At 68.9% G+C, this 14915-nt stretch carries 15 protein-coding genes; 12 read left to right on the top strand and 3 right to left on the bottom strand.

Going from position 1 to position 14915, the window contains the following annotated elements; genetic code table 11:
• Positions 1-44: 44 nt before the first annotated feature.
• The 3 genes from ACSQ2G_RS01470 to ACSQ2G_RS01460 all read left to right on the top strand — a co-directional run bounded on the left by ACSQ2G_RS01470 (position 45) and on the right by ACSQ2G_RS01460 (position 2780).
• Positions 45-1541 carry a L,D-transpeptidase family protein gene (locus ACSQ2G_RS01470; protein ID WP_436027695.1) on the top strand — a complete coding sequence of 499 codons (1497 nt, stop codon included), beginning with the start codon at positions 45-47 and terminating at the stop codon, positions 1539-1541.
• A 179-nt stretch (positions 1542-1720) separates the two neighbouring features.
• Entirely contained in the window at positions 1721-2404 is a 684-nt protein-coding gene (locus ACSQ2G_RS01465; protein ID WP_436027693.1) for a DUF882 domain-containing protein, read from the top strand.
• Positions 2405-2432: 28 nt separating this feature from the next.
• A complete protein-coding gene (locus tag ACSQ2G_RS01460; RefSeq protein WP_436027691.1) occupies positions 2433-2780 on the top strand; it encodes a hypothetical protein in 348 nt (115 codons plus the stop codon).
• On the opposite strand, the gene ACSQ2G_RS01455 is transcribed toward ACSQ2G_RS01460, so the two are convergent.
• Positions 2777-2941: a hypothetical protein gene (locus ACSQ2G_RS01455; RefSeq protein WP_436027690.1), complete on the bottom strand. Its 165-nt coding sequence runs from the start codon at positions 2939-2941 to the stop codon at positions 2777-2779. The genes ACSQ2G_RS01460 and ACSQ2G_RS01455 overlap by 4 nt on opposite strands.
• A 131-nt stretch (positions 2942-3072) precedes the next feature.
• Positions 3073-4113: a substrate-binding domain-containing protein gene (locus tag ACSQ2G_RS01450; protein ID WP_436027688.1), complete on the bottom strand. Its 1041-nt coding sequence runs from the start codon at positions 4111-4113 to the stop codon at positions 3073-3075.
• Positions 4114-4365: 252 nt separating this feature from the next.
• On the opposite strand from ACSQ2G_RS01450, the gene ACSQ2G_RS01445 reads away from it, so the two are divergent.
• From ACSQ2G_RS01445 to ACSQ2G_RS01405, 9 genes are all read left to right on the top strand, one after another.
• Positions 4366-4518 (top strand): hypothetical protein, encoded by a 153-nt coding sequence (locus tag ACSQ2G_RS01445; RefSeq protein ID WP_436027686.1) that lies wholly within the window; start codon positions 4366-4368, stop codon positions 4516-4518.
• 238 nt (positions 4519-4756) lie between these two features.
• Entirely contained in the window at positions 4757-7207 is a 2451-nt protein-coding gene (locus tag ACSQ2G_RS01440; protein WP_436027684.1) for a TonB-dependent siderophore receptor, read from the top strand.
• A 74-nt stretch (positions 7208-7281) separates the two neighbouring features.
• Positions 7282-8580, top strand: a complete 1299-nt coding sequence (locus ACSQ2G_RS01435; protein ID WP_436027681.1) for an MFS transporter — start codon at positions 7282-7284, stop codon at positions 8578-8580.
• Between the two features lie 12 nt (positions 8581-8592).
• On the top strand, positions 8593-9657 hold the full coding sequence (locus ACSQ2G_RS01430; protein ID WP_436027679.1) for an LLM class flavin-dependent oxidoreductase: 1065 nt from the start codon (positions 8593-8595) through the stop codon (positions 9655-9657).
• Positions 9654-10292 (top strand): cysteine hydrolase family protein, encoded by a 639-nt coding sequence (locus ACSQ2G_RS01425; RefSeq protein WP_436027677.1) that lies wholly within the window; start codon positions 9654-9656, stop codon positions 10290-10292. The genes ACSQ2G_RS01430 and ACSQ2G_RS01425 overlap by 4 nt, the downstream gene beginning before the upstream one ends.
• A gap of 2 nt (positions 10293-10294) precedes the next feature.
• Entirely contained in the window at positions 10295-11683 is a 1389-nt protein-coding gene (locus tag ACSQ2G_RS01420) for a peptidase M20 (protein ID WP_436027675.1), read from the top strand.
• Complete coding sequence (locus ACSQ2G_RS01415; RefSeq protein WP_436027673.1) at positions 11680-12174, top strand: flavin reductase family protein; 495 nt, start codon at positions 11680-11682, stop codon at positions 12172-12174. The genes ACSQ2G_RS01420 and ACSQ2G_RS01415 overlap by 4 nt, the downstream gene beginning before the upstream one ends.
• A 15-nt stretch (positions 12175-12189) precedes the next feature.
• A complete protein-coding gene (locus ACSQ2G_RS01410) occupies positions 12190-13002 on the top strand; it encodes a TauD/TfdA dioxygenase family protein (RefSeq protein ID WP_436027671.1) in 813 nt (270 codons plus the stop codon).
• A gap of 213 nt (positions 13003-13215) precedes the next feature.
• Entirely contained in the window at positions 13216-14409 is a 1194-nt protein-coding gene (locus ACSQ2G_RS01405) for a M23 family metallopeptidase (RefSeq protein ID WP_436027669.1), read from the top strand.
• Positions 14410-14415: 6 nt separating this feature from the next.
• Here ACSQ2G_RS01405 and ACSQ2G_RS01400 read toward each other — a convergent pair whose 3' ends face one another.
• Positions 14416-14901 (bottom strand): VOC family protein, encoded by a 486-nt coding sequence (locus ACSQ2G_RS01400; RefSeq protein ID WP_436027667.1) that lies wholly within the window; start codon positions 14899-14901, stop codon positions 14416-14418.
• Positions 14902-14915: the final 14 nt, after the last annotated feature.

Here is a 14915-nt window from a genome sequence, read left to right as displayed (position 1 = left end):
CGCGCGGACTGGCCGCGTGCAAGCGTGCGCGAGACCTTTCGACGGTGACCAAGTCCTGGACCAAACGTGACGCGCTGCTTGGCGGCGCGGTCTCTCTTTTCTCGCTGTCGTCGGCCGCCGCCCAGCTCCAGAACCCGCCCCTGGTGCGGGTCCCGCAGCAGCCCGCCTTGCCGCCGCCGACCGGCGTGGTCCTGCGGTCCGACCAGATCGAGCTGCTGCTGCGGACCCTTGGCCAGGCCTACACCCACGGCTTCGAATCCGTGGCCTTCGCGCCTGATACGGTCCTGCCGCTGCTGAACGCCCGCGACGCCGCCGCCCGCCAGGCGGGGCAGGCCCAGCTGATCGGCCTGACCCTGCGCTACGCCAAGGCCGTGCGCACCGGCCGCCTGACGCCGGACGCCTTCCTCGGCGACTGGGGCCTGCGTCCCGCGCCCTACGACCCGGGCCCGGACTTCATCCAGGCCGCCGCCCAGGACCGCCTGGGCCCATGGCTGGACAGCCTGCCGCCGCCCTATACCGGCTACCAGACCTTGCGGAAGGGCCTGGCGACCTATCGCGACATCGCCGCGGTCGGCGGCTGGAAGGCCCTGGCGGCGGGCGTGCCGCTGAAGCTGGGCGCGACCGGCGATCCGCGCATCGCCGCCCTGGAGGCCCGGCTGGCCGTCGAGGACGCGACCGTGGCCGTCGACAGGGCCCCGGTGTTCGACGCCGCCCTGCAGCAGGCCCTGATGCGCGCCCAGAAGCGCTTCGGCCTAAACCCGGACGGCGGCCTGGGGCCCGCCACCCTGGCGGCCCTGAACGTGCCGGTCGAGCGCCGCATCGACCAGATCCTGGCCAATATGGAGCGCTGGCGCTGGCTGCCCCAGCAACTGCCGGCCGACCGCATCCAGGTCAACATCGCCGCCGCGGTGATGAGCGTCTTCCATGACGACGCTCCGAACCTGACCATGCGGGCGGTGACCGGCCGTCCCGGCGACGAGACGCCGATGCTGCAGTCGACGATCCGCTCGATCGTGCTCAATCCGCCGTGGAACGTGCCCTCGTCGATCGCCGCCAAGGAGCTGTGGCCCAAGGAGCGGGCCAATCCCGGCTATCTGAAGCGCAACGACTTCATCGTCATCTCGACGGGCGAGGGGACCTCGCGGCTGCAGCAGAAGGCGGGCCCCAAGGCCGCCCTGGGCCTGGTCAAGTTCGACTTCGACAACCCCTACGGCGTCTATCTGCACGACACGCCCAGCCGCTCGAAGTTCGCCAGCTTCAGTCGTCTGGCCAGCCACGGCTGCGTGCGGCTGGAAAAGCCGATCCCCCTGGCCAAGCAACTGCTTGCCTCCAGCCCCGACTGGCAGCAGGACGTGGTCGACGCCACCCTGGCGGCGGGCAAGACGGTGCGCGCGCCCCTGGCCCAGCCCATCGCCGTATTTCTGCTCTACTGGACGGCCTATATGACCCCGGACGGGCAGATGAACTTCCGCGACGACCCGTATGGCTGGGATAGGGAGCTGGTGCAGCGTATCGCCGCAGGAGCCCCCGGCCCAGCTTGACCCGCGGCGACGCGTAAGGCCTCTTCCCGGGCAGCAGCCTTTCGTTTCGGCTGGTCTTCCGCCTGGAAGGCCTTGGCCGTTTCGTAAAGACTCTGGCGTTTTAGTGCTCGCGTGAGGGTCGCCAAGTGCGGCGATCCGGCCTTCCGGCGTCGCGCGGGGTCAGTCCGGGGAAGCGTATCATGATAGAACGACGCAAGCTGTTGGGGCTTGGCCTCGGCGTGCTCGGCGCGAGCGCGGTCGGGCCGATGGCGGCTTTCGCCCAATCGAAACTGGGAGTCTCCGACCCGATCGGCGATCTCCTGCAAAGCCAGTCGGACCTTGCCGAGGGTTCGCCCGCCGAAGGCCTGCCGGCCGCCGCCGCCGCCCCGCCGGTCGCGGCCCCGGTCGCTCGGACCTCGGCCGCCTCGCACGCCCCGCGCTGGCTGAAGCTGCACAACATCCATACCCAGGAAAAGCTGGAAGCAGTCTATTTCGACAAGGGCGAGTACGTGCCCGACGCCGTCCAGGCCCTGGACAAGGTGCTGCGCGACTACCGCACCGGCGACGTCTATTCGATGCATCCGGAGCTGTTCGACACCCTGTCGGCCCTGGCCCAGAAGACCGAGACCAAGGCGCACTTCCAGGTGATCTCCGGCTACCGCTCGCCCCGCACCAACGCCATGCTGCACGAACGCAGCGGCCAGGTCGCCAAGCGCAGCCTGCACATGGACGGCAAGGCCATGGACGTCTATCTGGAGGATGTCGCGCTGGATCGATTGAGGGCCGCGGCCCTGGATCTGGGACGCGGCGGCGTGGGTTATTACCCCGTCAGCAATTTCGTCCATGTCGACGTCGGACCCGTCCGGCGTTGGGCCGGCTCGTAAGGGGGCCGCGGAGTCAGAGGAAGCCCGGATGGCCAAGGCCGAACGCCACAGCAACCCGTTCGGATGGATTCTCCTGGGGGCCCTGGTCGGGGCCATCGCCACCGCCGGCGTGCTGCTGATCGCCTCTTCCATGGACTTCCACGGCGGCTACAAGCCAGGACCGGCCGAGATCCGTACTTCCGCCGAGGACGCGGCCGCTGTCGCCGCCGCCCGCCCGGCCCCGGTGGCCGCCGCCCCCAAGCCCGCGGCGCCGCCGCCGGTCGTCACCGTTCCGCCCCCCGCCGCCGAGCTGCCGACCGTCGACGCCCAGATGGCCGACGACGCCGCCGCCGCGGGCATGACCTCGCGGACCGAGCAGGAACACCCGACGAACTAGGCCGCCTGGCTTTCGGACGGGTCCTTCGCCTTGGCCAGAAGATCCCGTCCCGCGACGCGGCGCAGGGACGCCAGGGCCCCTTCCAGCGCCTCGATACGCTCGCCCTGTTTGAGGACCAGGCGTTCCAGGTCCTGCAGGCGCTCTTCGATCATGTCCTTCATGGCGTCCTCCGCTGGCGGGGGGTCTATCGAGCGTCATCGACCCCGGCGGGTCAAGTTTTGTGCGCTTGCACCTGAAATGCAAAAAGGCCCCGGATCGCTCCAGGGCCCTTTCTCGTCGGATGGCCGGAAGCCTACGACTTCGGCGCGGCCATCGGCGACAGCTTGCCGGCGGCGGCCTTCATGGCCTCGTGCTGGGCCGGGGGCAGGGGGATCAGGCCGCGGCCCTGCAGGTAGCCGCCCCGGCCGGTGGCGGCGTCGGACACGAACTCGGCGACGAACTCCTTCAGGCCCGGGGTCACGCCGACCTGGTCCTTCTTGACGTACAGGTACAGCGAGCGCGACAGCGGGTACTGGCCGCTGGCGATCGCCTGGGCCGTGGGCTTGACGCCATTGACGCTGGCGCCCTTGATGCGGTTGGCGTTCTCCTCGAGGAAGCTGTAGCCGAACACGCCCAGGGCGCCCGGGGTCTTCTCGATGGTGCCGATGATGGCGTTGTCGTTCTCGCCGGCGTCGACCCAGCCGCCGTCCGTGCGCAGCGGGTCGACCTTGGCCTTGAAGCCCTTCTCGTCCTTGTCGGCCAGGGCCTTGGCGGTCGGGAACTTCTTGGCGCCGGCCTCGATGGCCAGCTCGACGAAGGCGTCGCGGGTGCCCGAGGTGGGCGGCGGGCCGTAGACCAGGATACGGTTGGTCGGCAGGCCGGCGCCGACGTCCTTCCAGGTCTTGTAGGGATTGGCCACGAACTGGCCGCCGCGCAGCACGGTCTGGCCCAGGCCCAGATACAGGTGCTCGACCTTGAAGCTGTAGTCCGGAGCGGACTTGTCCATGGCCACGACGATGCCGTCGAAGCCGATCTTCAGCTCGACGATGTTGTTGACGCCCTTGGCCTTGCAGGCCTCGAACTCGGACTTCTTCATCGGGCGCGAGGCGTTGGCGATGTCGGGGAACTTCTCGCCCATGCCGCCGCAGAACATCTTGATGCCGCCGCCGGTGCCGAGGCTCTCGACCTTGGGCGCCTTCTTGCCGGTCTTCTTGGCGAAGTTCTCGGCGGTGCGGGTGGAGAAGGGGAACACGGTCGACGATCCGGCGGCCCAGACGTAGTCGCGGGCGGCGTGGGCGCTGGACGCGCCGGCCAGCAGGCCAAGCGCGGCGGTGGCTCCGAGCAGGGTCTTCATTGGGGGCATTTCCTAGTTTGCTGGGGCGAACGAGAAGGGACGCGCGAACTCTACGTCCGGTGTCGAAGTCATTTGTCACAGTTTGGCGACAGTTTTGCGACGGAATCCGTGTGCGGACGATCCCCCGCGCCGCCGCGGGTCAAGTCGCGCCTTGCCGGAGCGGGCGCGTCACACGGTCGCGCCGCCAGACAGGGTCCGTCAACCAAGCGGCAACCCGTGACGCGGCATGTTTCCGGCCGAGGAGGCCCGTCCATGTCCGCGTTCGCCACGTTCCGCAGCCTTGCCTTCATGGTCGTCATCGCCAGCGGCCTGATCACCGCCGCCTGGGACGGCGCCCGGTCCGTGCCCTGGGTCCACGACCGCGACCGCGGTGACGTTGTCTGGATCGACACCGGCCCGCGCTGACCGTCCCGTCCTACGCTTTTGGCGGCTCCTTGTGCGCGGTGGATCAAGTTTCTTGACCCCGGCCGTGCGAAAAGGGGCGGCGACTGAGCAAGAACCGGGCGGTGGAGACATTTCGTTCAAAATGTCAGAGGCCGAGCCGGCCAGCCGGCGGCGGCTGGGCGATGCTGGTCCTCAAGAGGCGTCGTCCTGGGGATAATCACCGCGGGTGATGGGCGCGACGACCTCGAACGAGGACGTCATGTCGAACCAACGGCTTTTGATGGCGGGATCTTCCGTCGCTGTTCTGCTCGCTCTGTCCGTCGTCGCGTCGCCCGCCTTCGCCGCCGATCCGGCGGCCGAACCGGCCGACGCCTCGACCGCCGTCGACGAGATCGTGGTCAAGGCGCGCGACAAGGCGGGGCTGCTGGAGACCAAGCCCAACAACACCGTGTTCGGCCTCGACAAGCCGCTGCTGGAGACGCCGCGCTCGGCCAGCTTCGTCAGCGACACCACCCTGCAGCGCTACGGCATCGAGACCATCGACGGCCTGACCGCCGTCTCGCCCGGGACCTACACCGCCAGCTTCTACGGCGTGCCCGGCGCGCTGAACATCCGCGGCACCCTGGCCGAGAACTACTTCCGCGGCTTCAAGCGGATCGAGAACCGCGGCACCTATTCCACCCCGATCGGCGCGGCCGACCAGATCCAGATCGTGCGCGGCCCGCCGACCCCGATCTACGGCTCGGGCAAGGTGGGCGGCATGCTCAACTTCATCCCCAAGTCGGGCCGGAACGAGGGCGGCTATCTCAGCGAGCCGACCGGCGAGGTCACCGCCACCTACGGCTCCTACAACCGCAAGAACGCCACCGCCCAGATCGGCCTGCCGGTGAACCTGGGACCGGTGACCGGCGGCGTCTACGCCTATGGCGAGGTCGAGGACAGCCACAGCTTCTACAAGGGCGTCTATCCGCGCCGCCAGACCGGCGAGATCTCGGCCGACTTCGACCTGGGCGACGGCTGGACCACGGCGTTCGGCGGCATGAAGTACCACTCGGACGGCGACGTGCAGACGCCGGGCTGGAACCGCCTGACCCAGGGCCTGATCGACAACCGGACCTACACCACCGGCCGCGACACCACCCTGGTCGACAGCGACGGCAACGGCAAGATCACGCCGGGCGAGACGGGCTTCTATCCCTTCAGCAGCTATCTCTATATCGACGCGCCCAACAGGTTCCTGCTGTTCCAGCCCAACGCCGCCGACAATCTGGCCCGCCATACGCTCGACACCGGCGTCGGCACGACCAAGCTGTCGCCGCGCACGGTCTATATCAGCCCGGCCGACTTCTCGAAGACCGACACCAACACGCTCTATTTCGACCTGGCCAAGGAACTGTCGCCCACCAGCTCGATCAAGGCGCAGCTGTTCTACGACGACCAGGAGAACAAGCGCTTCGTGTCCTACGGCTATCCGGCCTGGTTCGACAGCTCGGTCTGGGAAGCGCGGGTGACCTACAACTTCGCCTATGACCTGGGCCCGGTGACCAGCAAGTCGTTCGTGGGCGCGTCGTACCGGTCGTTCGACGGTCGCCGGCGCGAGAGCTACAACAGCGGCATGATCGCCCTGGACCGGCGCGACATCAGCCACGGCGCCACGGCCACCGACATCATCGACGACCCCTTCAGCACCGAACCGGCCGGCGTGACCGGCCTGGGCTGGGAAAACGACAACTCCAGCACCTGGACGCAGTCGGGCGTGTTCTTCACCAGCGACATCTATCTGGGCGCGCTGAACCTGATGCTGGGCGGCCGTTACGACGACTACGACGTCAAGTCCGAGGATACGGGCCTCTACACCTTCCAGGTCGTCGGCCAGCAGAAGGACTCCAAGGGCAAGGCCACCTATTCGGCCAGCCTCAGCTACAAGACGCCGATCGGCGTTCTGCCCTACATCACCTACGCCAAGGCCTCGGCGCTCGAGATGAGCCAGGCGGGCGATATCGCCGCCAGCCTGGTGGCCAACGACTCCTGGCTGTCGGACAGCGACCTGGCCGAGGCCGGCGTCAAGTTCCAGCTCCTGAAGGGCACGCTGGTCGGCTCGCTGTCGGCCTATCGCCAGAACCGCACCCAGCTGACCAGCGGGACCAATCCCACGGTCCAGGGCACCCGCGCCAAGGGGGTGGAACTGGAAGTCCGCTGGCTGGCCAGCGAGCACTTCAGCTTCACCTTCGCGGGCAGCAATCAGCACACCACGGTCAAGGGGCCCGACCACAGCTTCGCCTACATCCCGGCCTATACCGCCGGCTTCACGGGCGTGAACGGCTACGGCGGCGGCTTCGTGACCTTCGACTTCTCCAGCCTGCCCGGCCGGAGCGGCGACTACGCCTACAGCCTGATCCCGCATTCGGTGATGAGCCTCTACGGGGCCTACACCAGCGATCCCCATGCCTGGGGCAAGGTGGGCGCCACCCTGGGCGCCACGATGGTGAGCAAGACCGCGACCCTGGTGCAGGATCCCATCGTCTATCCGAAATACACCGTCGCCAGCGCCTCGGCCTACTACGAGTACGGCCCGTACACGGTGACGGCCAACATCGATAACCTGTTCGATAAGCTCTACTTCACGCCCGACGCCGACAGCTACGCCAACCTCGGCGCGCTGCCCAGCAAGGGCCGCGAGTGGCGCGTGACCCTGTCGCGCAAGTTCTAGTTTCCCGTTCCGCGCCCCCGTCTCAAGGGATGGGACGGGGCGCGGGATCCAGCTTGGACGGAGGCCCAAGGCCCATGTCGACGACGATCCCATGGAGGTCCTGGCTGCTGCTCGGCGCGCTGAGCCTGCTGCTGTTCCTGATCACCGCCTCGACCTTCTCGTCGCTGGGCGTGGTGCTGCCGGCGATGATCAAGGAGAACGGCTGGAGCTTCTTCCACGGCTTTCTCGGGTTCACCCTGCTGGGCGCGTTCTGCGGGGCCTCGTCGAAGTTCCCCGCCATCCTGATCCGCAAGATCGGGGTGCGCGGCGCCATCCTGGCCGGTTCGGCGGTAATGGTCGCGGGCTTCGCCTGCCTGGCGCTGTCGCCGGGGCTGCTGGTCTACTGGCTGGGCACGGCGTTGCTGGGCGCAGGCTATCAGATGATGGCCCTGATCCCCGGCACCCACGTGCTGTCGATGCTGTTCAAGAAGCGCGCCCTGCCGTTCGGGATCTATTTCACCATCGGCTCGCTGGGCGGCGTCGCCGGTCCGTGGATGGTGGTGACGGGCATGGCCGCGGCCCATGGCGGCTGGCGGCCCTACTGGTGGGCCCAGGCCGCGGCTTCGGTGGTGGTCGGCGCCCTGTGCGCGGCCCTGGTCGGCGGCCGCGCCTGGCTGGAAGCCGCCGCCGCCCAGACCGACAAGGCCGTGGCCGAGGACATCCAGGCCGCGCCCGCCAACACCAAGGTCTATCGCACCGCCGTCGACTGGACGGTGAAGGAAGCCGTCGCGACCCCGCAGTTCTGGGTGATCATGGCCGCCTATTTCGCCCACCTGCTGGGCGGGGTGACCGCCGTCAGCCTGGCGCCCACCCATCTGAGCGAACTCCACGTGGCCTCGGCCGTGGCGATCGCGGCCATCAGCCTGGAGTCCCTGATGCAGGTGGCGGCCCGGATGGGCGGCGGCCTGCTGGGCGACCGCGTCGACCCGCGCTGGCTGCTGGCCGGCGCCCAGGGGATGATGGCCGTCGGCCTGGTGGCCCTGGGCCACGCCGCCAGCTGGCCGCTGCTGGTGCTGTTCGCCGTGGGCGTGGGGATCGGGTTCGGCCTGACCGTGCTAGCCGTCAGCATCCTTCTGCTCAACTACTATGGCCGCAAGAACAACCTGGAGATCTTCTCCCTGGTCTGCCTGGTGGGCGCGGTCTCGGCCCTGGGCCCGGTGGTCGGTGGCGAGATGCGCGACCGCCTGGGCAGCTTCACGCCAACCTTCCAGGTGTGCGCCGCCATTATCGGCGTAATCTTCGTGGCGGCCTGTTTCATGCGGCCGCCGCGCAAAGCCATCGCACAAGAGCCGGTCGCCGAACCGGTCCCTGATATGCTTCAAGACGCCGCGTAAGGAGGAGCCGCCATGTTCCACAGTCCATCCAAGCACAAGGACTTCGGGGTCTTCCTGCCGGTCGCCAACGGCGGCTGGATCATCTCCAAGACCACCCCGGTCCTCGACGGCCTCTACCAGCAGAACCGCGCCGCGGCGGTCACCGCCGATCAGGTCGGCATGGACTTCGTGATGTCGATGGGCAAGTTCCGCGGCTTCGGCGGCGAGACCGACCACTGGGGCACGGCCCTGGAGTCGGTCACCATGATGGCCGGCATCGCCGAGGCCACCAAGAACGTGCGGATCTGGGCCACCATCCACCCGCTGCTGCAGAACCCGGCCGTGGCGGCCAAGATGATCGCCACGCTGGACCACATCAGCGGCGGCCGGGCGGGGCTGAACATCGTGGCCGGCGCCTACAAGGGCGAGTTCGACCAGATGGGGGCCTGGGACGACAGCCTCTCGCACGACGACCGCTACGCCCTGACCGAAGAATGGACCACCATCGTCAAGCGCCTGTGGGCCGAGGACAGCGTCGACTTCGCCGGCAAGTTCTTCAACATGAAGGACTGCCAGTCCAAGCCCAAGCCGCTGGCCAAGCCGCGGCCCGAAATCGTCTGCGCCGGCATGTCCGACCGCGGCTTCCAGTTCTCGGTGCGCGAGGCCGACGCCTGCTTCATCGGCGGCCGCACGCCCGACGAGCGCCGCGACGCCTCGCTGCGGGCCAAGAAAGCGGCCGAAGGCATGGGCAAGACCATCAAGACCTACGCCATGTGCACGGTGGTCCACGGCGACACCGACGCCAAGGCCGCGGCCATGGTCGAGCACTACAAGGACGGCGCTGACATGGGCGCGATCCTGGCCATGCTGGCCAGCTGGGGCGTGCCGGCCGAGAAGCTGGACACGGTCGCAAAACAGCAGGGGGCCTTCATGACGCATACCGTCGTGGGCTCGCCGCCAAGCTGCGCGGCCCAGATCGAGGAATTCGTCACCTACTGCGAGCTGGACGGGCTGATGCTGATCTTCCCGGACTATGTGGAGGGCCTGACCATGTTCGGGGCCGACATCCTGCCGGGCCTGCGGGCGGTCTATTCGTGAGCGGGACTGACGACCTGGCCGCCTGGATCGCGCCAAGCCGCACGGCGGTGCTGGTGATCGACATGCAGGTCGACTTCGCCTCGCCGGACGGGGCGTTGGGCGCGTTCATCGACATGGGCGTGGTCAAGCCCGCCCTGGCGGCCGCCGAAAAGCTGGTCGCCGACGCCCGCGCGGCCGGCGCGCCCGTGGTGTTCGTCGGCCTGTGGACCACGCCCGAGACCGACTCCGCCGCCTGGAACGAGCGCCTGCGCCGGCGCGGCGGAAACCCGGACGTCGACGCCGCCCTGTGCCGGGCCGGCCAGGCGGGATCGGCGTTCTACGGGCCCCAGCCGGCGCCGGGCGAACCGGTGGTGCGCAAGACCCGCTACAGCGGCTTCGTCGGCACCAACCTCGACCAGCGCCTGCGGGCCATGGGCGTCGACACCCTGGTGGTGGCCGGCCTGACCACCGAGTGCTGCGTCGACAGCACCGTCCGCGACGCCTTCGACCTGGACTACCACGTGTTCGTCGCTGCCGACGCCTGCGCCGCCTATGAGGTCGACCTCCATGAGGCTTCGCTGAAGGTGATGGCGCTGAACAGCGCGATCCTGACCGACACGGCCGCGATCGCCGACGCCTGGAAAGGGGCTGCCTGAACATGGCCGACGGATTTCCGCCGCTGGGCGCTAGCGCGCCCTACCAGGTCACCGACGAGGACCGCGCCGCCATCGCCGCGGCGATCAGCCAGGACGAGCTGGTCGCGCTGGCCCTGACCCTGGGCAACATTCCCGCGCCCTCGGGCAAGGAGCTGGAGGTCGCCAACTACGTCCACGACTGGATGGCGCGCGAGGGCTTCTCGCCTCGCAAGGTCGGAGCGACGCCGGAACGTCCGAACATCATCGGCACGCATGGCGGCAAGGGGGTGGGCAAGAACCTGCTGTTCACCGCCCACCTCGACACCGAGGCGCCGACCTGGAACCCGGACCTGGACGCCTACAAGTACGCGCCCGAGACCCTGGCCAATCCCGAATGGGAAAAGTGCTGGCTGGAGGACGGCAAGCTGTACGGCTACCCGATCGCCAATGATCGCGGGCCGATGAGCTGCTTCCTGATCGCCGCCAAGGCGCTGAAGACGGCCGGCTACGAGCTGGCCGGCAAGATGTACCTGACCGCCTGTCCCGGCGAGATCGGCCCCGAGCCGATCGAGGAGCATCGCGGCGTCGCCTACATGGGCAAGGACATCGGCGCCCACTACCTGTTCCATCACGGCGGTGTCGCCCCCGACTACGCCATCGCCGCCGAGGGCTGCGACTTCGGCCTGACCTGGGTGGGCTGCGGCTATGCGGTGTTCCGCTTCCAGGTGTGGGGGGAGGGCGTCTTCACCCCGCTGCTGGACCATCCCGAGACGGCGGCCCAGCACCCCAACCCGATCTACAAGATCGGCAAGCTGACCGAGGCCATCCACGCCTGGAGCGGGGCGTACGAGAAGGCCAGTCGCTACGACAGTCCCGGCGGCGTGGCCCAGCCCAAGTCGCAGATCGCCTCGATCCGCGGCGGCATCCCGTTCGCTTTCGGGGCCGGGACCGAGCTGGTGAACCTCTATCTCGAGGTCGGCCTGACGCCGAAGCAGCGGGTGGCCGACATCCAGCACGCGCTGGAGGCCATGGTCCGCGACAATGGCCTGGGCCGCATCGACATCGAGCCGGTGGTCGTGCGCCACGGCTTCGAGGCCGACGCCCGCGAGGTGGCCCCGCTGGTCGCCGCCGTCGACGACGCCACCCGGCTGAGCCTGGGCCATCCGGTGGCCCTGGCCAACCCGGTCTATTCCAGCATGTGGCGCGACCACAACGTCTTCAACATGCACCGCATCCCCGCCATCACCACGGGCTTCAAGCGCTGGCGGCCGACCCCGCAGGACCTGGTCGACAGCGCCCTGGTCTACGCCCTGACCGCCCTGGCGATCTGCGGCCGGGCCAGCCCCGAGGACAGCGGGAAACGCCCGGCCTCGGCGGTCTATCCCGACAACCCGTTCGGGGCCGAAGGATGAGCGCCGTCGCCAGGGACATGGCCCCCGAGCCGCACGACTTTCGCAAGGCCATGGGCAGTTTCGCGGCGGGGGTGACCGTGGTCACCGTCCGTCACGAGCAGCGCCTGGTCGGCACGACCGTGAGCGCCTTCAGCTCGGTGTCGATGGACCCGCCGCTGGTCATGGTCTGCCTCAAGCGCGACAGCCGCACCTTGGCCGCGCTGGGCCAGGCCGGGACGTTCTGCGTCAACATCCTGGCCAGCGACCAGGGCGACCTGGCCCATCGCTTCGCCCGGAGCGGGGCGGACGACCGCTTCGCCCTGACCGCTGTCGAGGCCGGGGTCTGCGGTGCGCCGCTGCTGGCCGGCGCGGTGGCCGCGGTCGAATGCGAGCTGCACGCCGCCCACGATGGCGGCGATCACGAGATCCTGGTCGGCCGCGTCCTGCGCGTCGTGGTCGACGAAGCCAAGGCCCCGCTCGTCTATGTGCGCGGCGGTTTTCTCACCGTTTAGTTGGAGTTGCGCCGCATGACTTACGACGTGCTCGATGTGAGGCCGATGACCCGCCGGATCGGCGCCGAGATCTTCGGCGTCGACCTGGGCAAGCCGCTGAGCAATCGCCAGTTCGAGGAGATCCACCGGGCCCTGACCCAATATCAGGTGATCTTCTTCCGCGACCAGCAGATGGACCACCAGGCCCACAAGGACCTGGGCCGCAAGTTCGGGAACCTGGCGATCCATTCGGGGGTGCCCGGCCTGCCCGAGCACCCGGAGATCGTAGCCATCCACGCCGACGCCGATTCCAAGTTCGTGGCCGGCGAGAACTGGCACTCGGACCTGACCTGCGATCCCGAGCCGCCCCTGGGCAGCATCCTCTACATGAAGGTCCTGCCCGACGACGGCGGCGACACCTGCTTCGCCAGCATGTACGCGGCCTACGAGACCCTGTCGGACCGGATGAAGGCCTATCTGGAGGGGCTGTCGGCGGTGCACGACGCCAATCCGGTCTACAAGGCGATCTTCCCGGACCTCGACCGCAAGTACAATTGCTCGACCCACCCGATCGTCCGCACCCATCCGGTCAGCGGCAGGAAGAGCCTGTTCGTCAACCCGTCCTACACCACCCATGTCGCCGGCGTGTCCAAGGCCGAGAGCAACGCGATCCTCAGCTATCTCTACCAGCACGCCTCCAACCCTGACTTCCAGGTGCGCTTCCGCTGGAAGAAGAACTCGGTGGCCTTTTGGGACAACCGCTGCACCTGGCACCAGGCGATCTGGGACTATTTCCCCGACACGCGGACGGGCTACCGGGTGACCGTGGCGGGCGACCGGCCGTTCTAGGGCTTCAGCTCCGGGGCCGAAACCTCGTCCTTCGACAGGCTCAGGATGAGGTTTCTACTGCCGGGTCGGTAGAGGGTCCTCATCCTGAGCCTGTCGAAGGACGAGGACCACGCACGGCCATAGATCGATCCGTCCAGGCCTCGCCAATCGCTTGGCGTTTGACAGGGGCGGGCAGGGCGTTCTCAAACAGGCGGAACACGGGAGGCCGTCCTGGTGAAGTCGCGTCGATTCCTCCTCAGCCTGGCCTTGGTCGCCGTGCTGGCGGCAGCCCAAACCCAAGCCCAAGCCGCGATAGCGCCGCCCGTCCCGACCTTCGCCCAGGCGCCCGTCGAGGTTCGGGTCCCGGCTCCGCCCCGGCCGACGGTCGCCACCGACGGGGCGACCCACCTGGCCTACGAGCTGCATGTCAGCAATTTCTACCGGGACACCGGCGCGCTGATCCTGCAGCGGGTGAGCGTCTATGGCGACGACGGCGCCGCGCCGCTGGCCAGCTTCGTGGACGCCCAGGTCAACGACCTGCTGGCCCATCCGGCGGACGTGGCGCGGGGCGGCGTTCCGGTCGAGGGCGGCGATCGGGTGGTGCTGTTCCTCTGGCTCGACCTGCCGGCCGGCGCCAGGCCGCCCAGGGTCCTGCGCCACCGGCTGGAGTTCCGGCCGCCGTCCGGGCCGGAGCAGCTGGTCGACGGCGTCCTCACCGTCGTCGACGCCGCGCCGCCGATCGTCATTGGCCCGCCGCTGGGCGCGGGGCGGTGGCTGGCCCATGAGGGCCCGGGCAATCACCTGTCCCACCACTGGGGAAGCCCGGTGGCCGCCAATGGCCGGGTGGCCATTCCCCAACGCTACGCCATCGACTTCTTCGGGCTGGATGGGGCGGGACACGCCGTGCGCGCCGCCCTCGACACGCTGACCGAGTCGACGAACGCCGACTGGGCGGGCTATGGCGCGCCGGTGCTGGCCGTGGCCGACGGCGTGGTGCGCGACGCCCGCGACGGCCAGCCGGACAACAGGCCAATGACTAGCCCGCCTTCGCCGGCCGACCTGACCGCCCGCTCCCTGATGGGCAATTTCGTGGTGCTGGAGATCGCGCCCGGGGTCTTCGCCTCCTACGCCCACCTCCAGCCCGGCAGTCTGACCGTCAAGGCCGGCGACCGGGTCAAGCGCGGCGCGGTGATCGGCCAGCTGGGCCAGTCGGGCGCCGCCAACGCGCCCCACCTGCATTTCCAGGTCACCAACGCGCCGACCTTCGAGGGGGCCGAGGGCCTGCCGTTCGCGATCGACCGCTTCGATGACCTGGGCCGCGAGCCCATCAGCGACGCGCTCGACCAGACGACGAAGGTCTCGTCCGGTCCGCCGTCGGCCCGGCGCGACCAGACGCCGCTGGACGGCGATGTGCTGGAGTTTCGGTGACCCGGCCTATTCCCGCGTGAAGCTTTCCGGGATCTCCGGGCTGGCCCCCGCCTTGCCCCACAGCACGATCTCGTTGCCCCACGGGTCGCGGAAGGCGTGGTTATAGCCGTTGAACTCGGCCCAGTAGTGGTCGCGCCACAGCAGCTCCGCGCCCAGTCCGGCGGCCGCGCCCAGGATCCGATCGGCGCTGTCGTCGTCGCCGATCAGCACCCAGATTCGAGGCTTGCGGCCCTCGGTCGACAGGCCGCGCGGTTCGACGCCGGCGGGCTCCGGATGGGGACGGGCGTTGGCGGCCTTGAAGATACCCAGGTGCAGGTTGCCGATCTCGCTGTCGGTCCCGTCGCTCTTCTTGAAGAAGCCGCCCGGCACCATGCGGTGGTACTCGCCCCTAGGCCGGGCGTCGTTCTCCCAGCCGAACACCTCGGCGTAGAACCGGCCTGCCGCGTCGGGATCGTCCGAGGCCAGGTCGACGAAGATCAGGGTGTTGGTCATGAAGGTGTCCTTGC

This window comes from Caulobacter sp. LjRoot300, assembly GCF_964253875.1.
GTDB lineage: Bacteria > Pseudomonadota > Alphaproteobacteria > Caulobacterales > Caulobacteraceae > Caulobacter.
The sequence above is the reverse complement of the archived record's forward strand: the minus strand, read 5'-3'. Positions and strand labels throughout refer to the sequence as shown.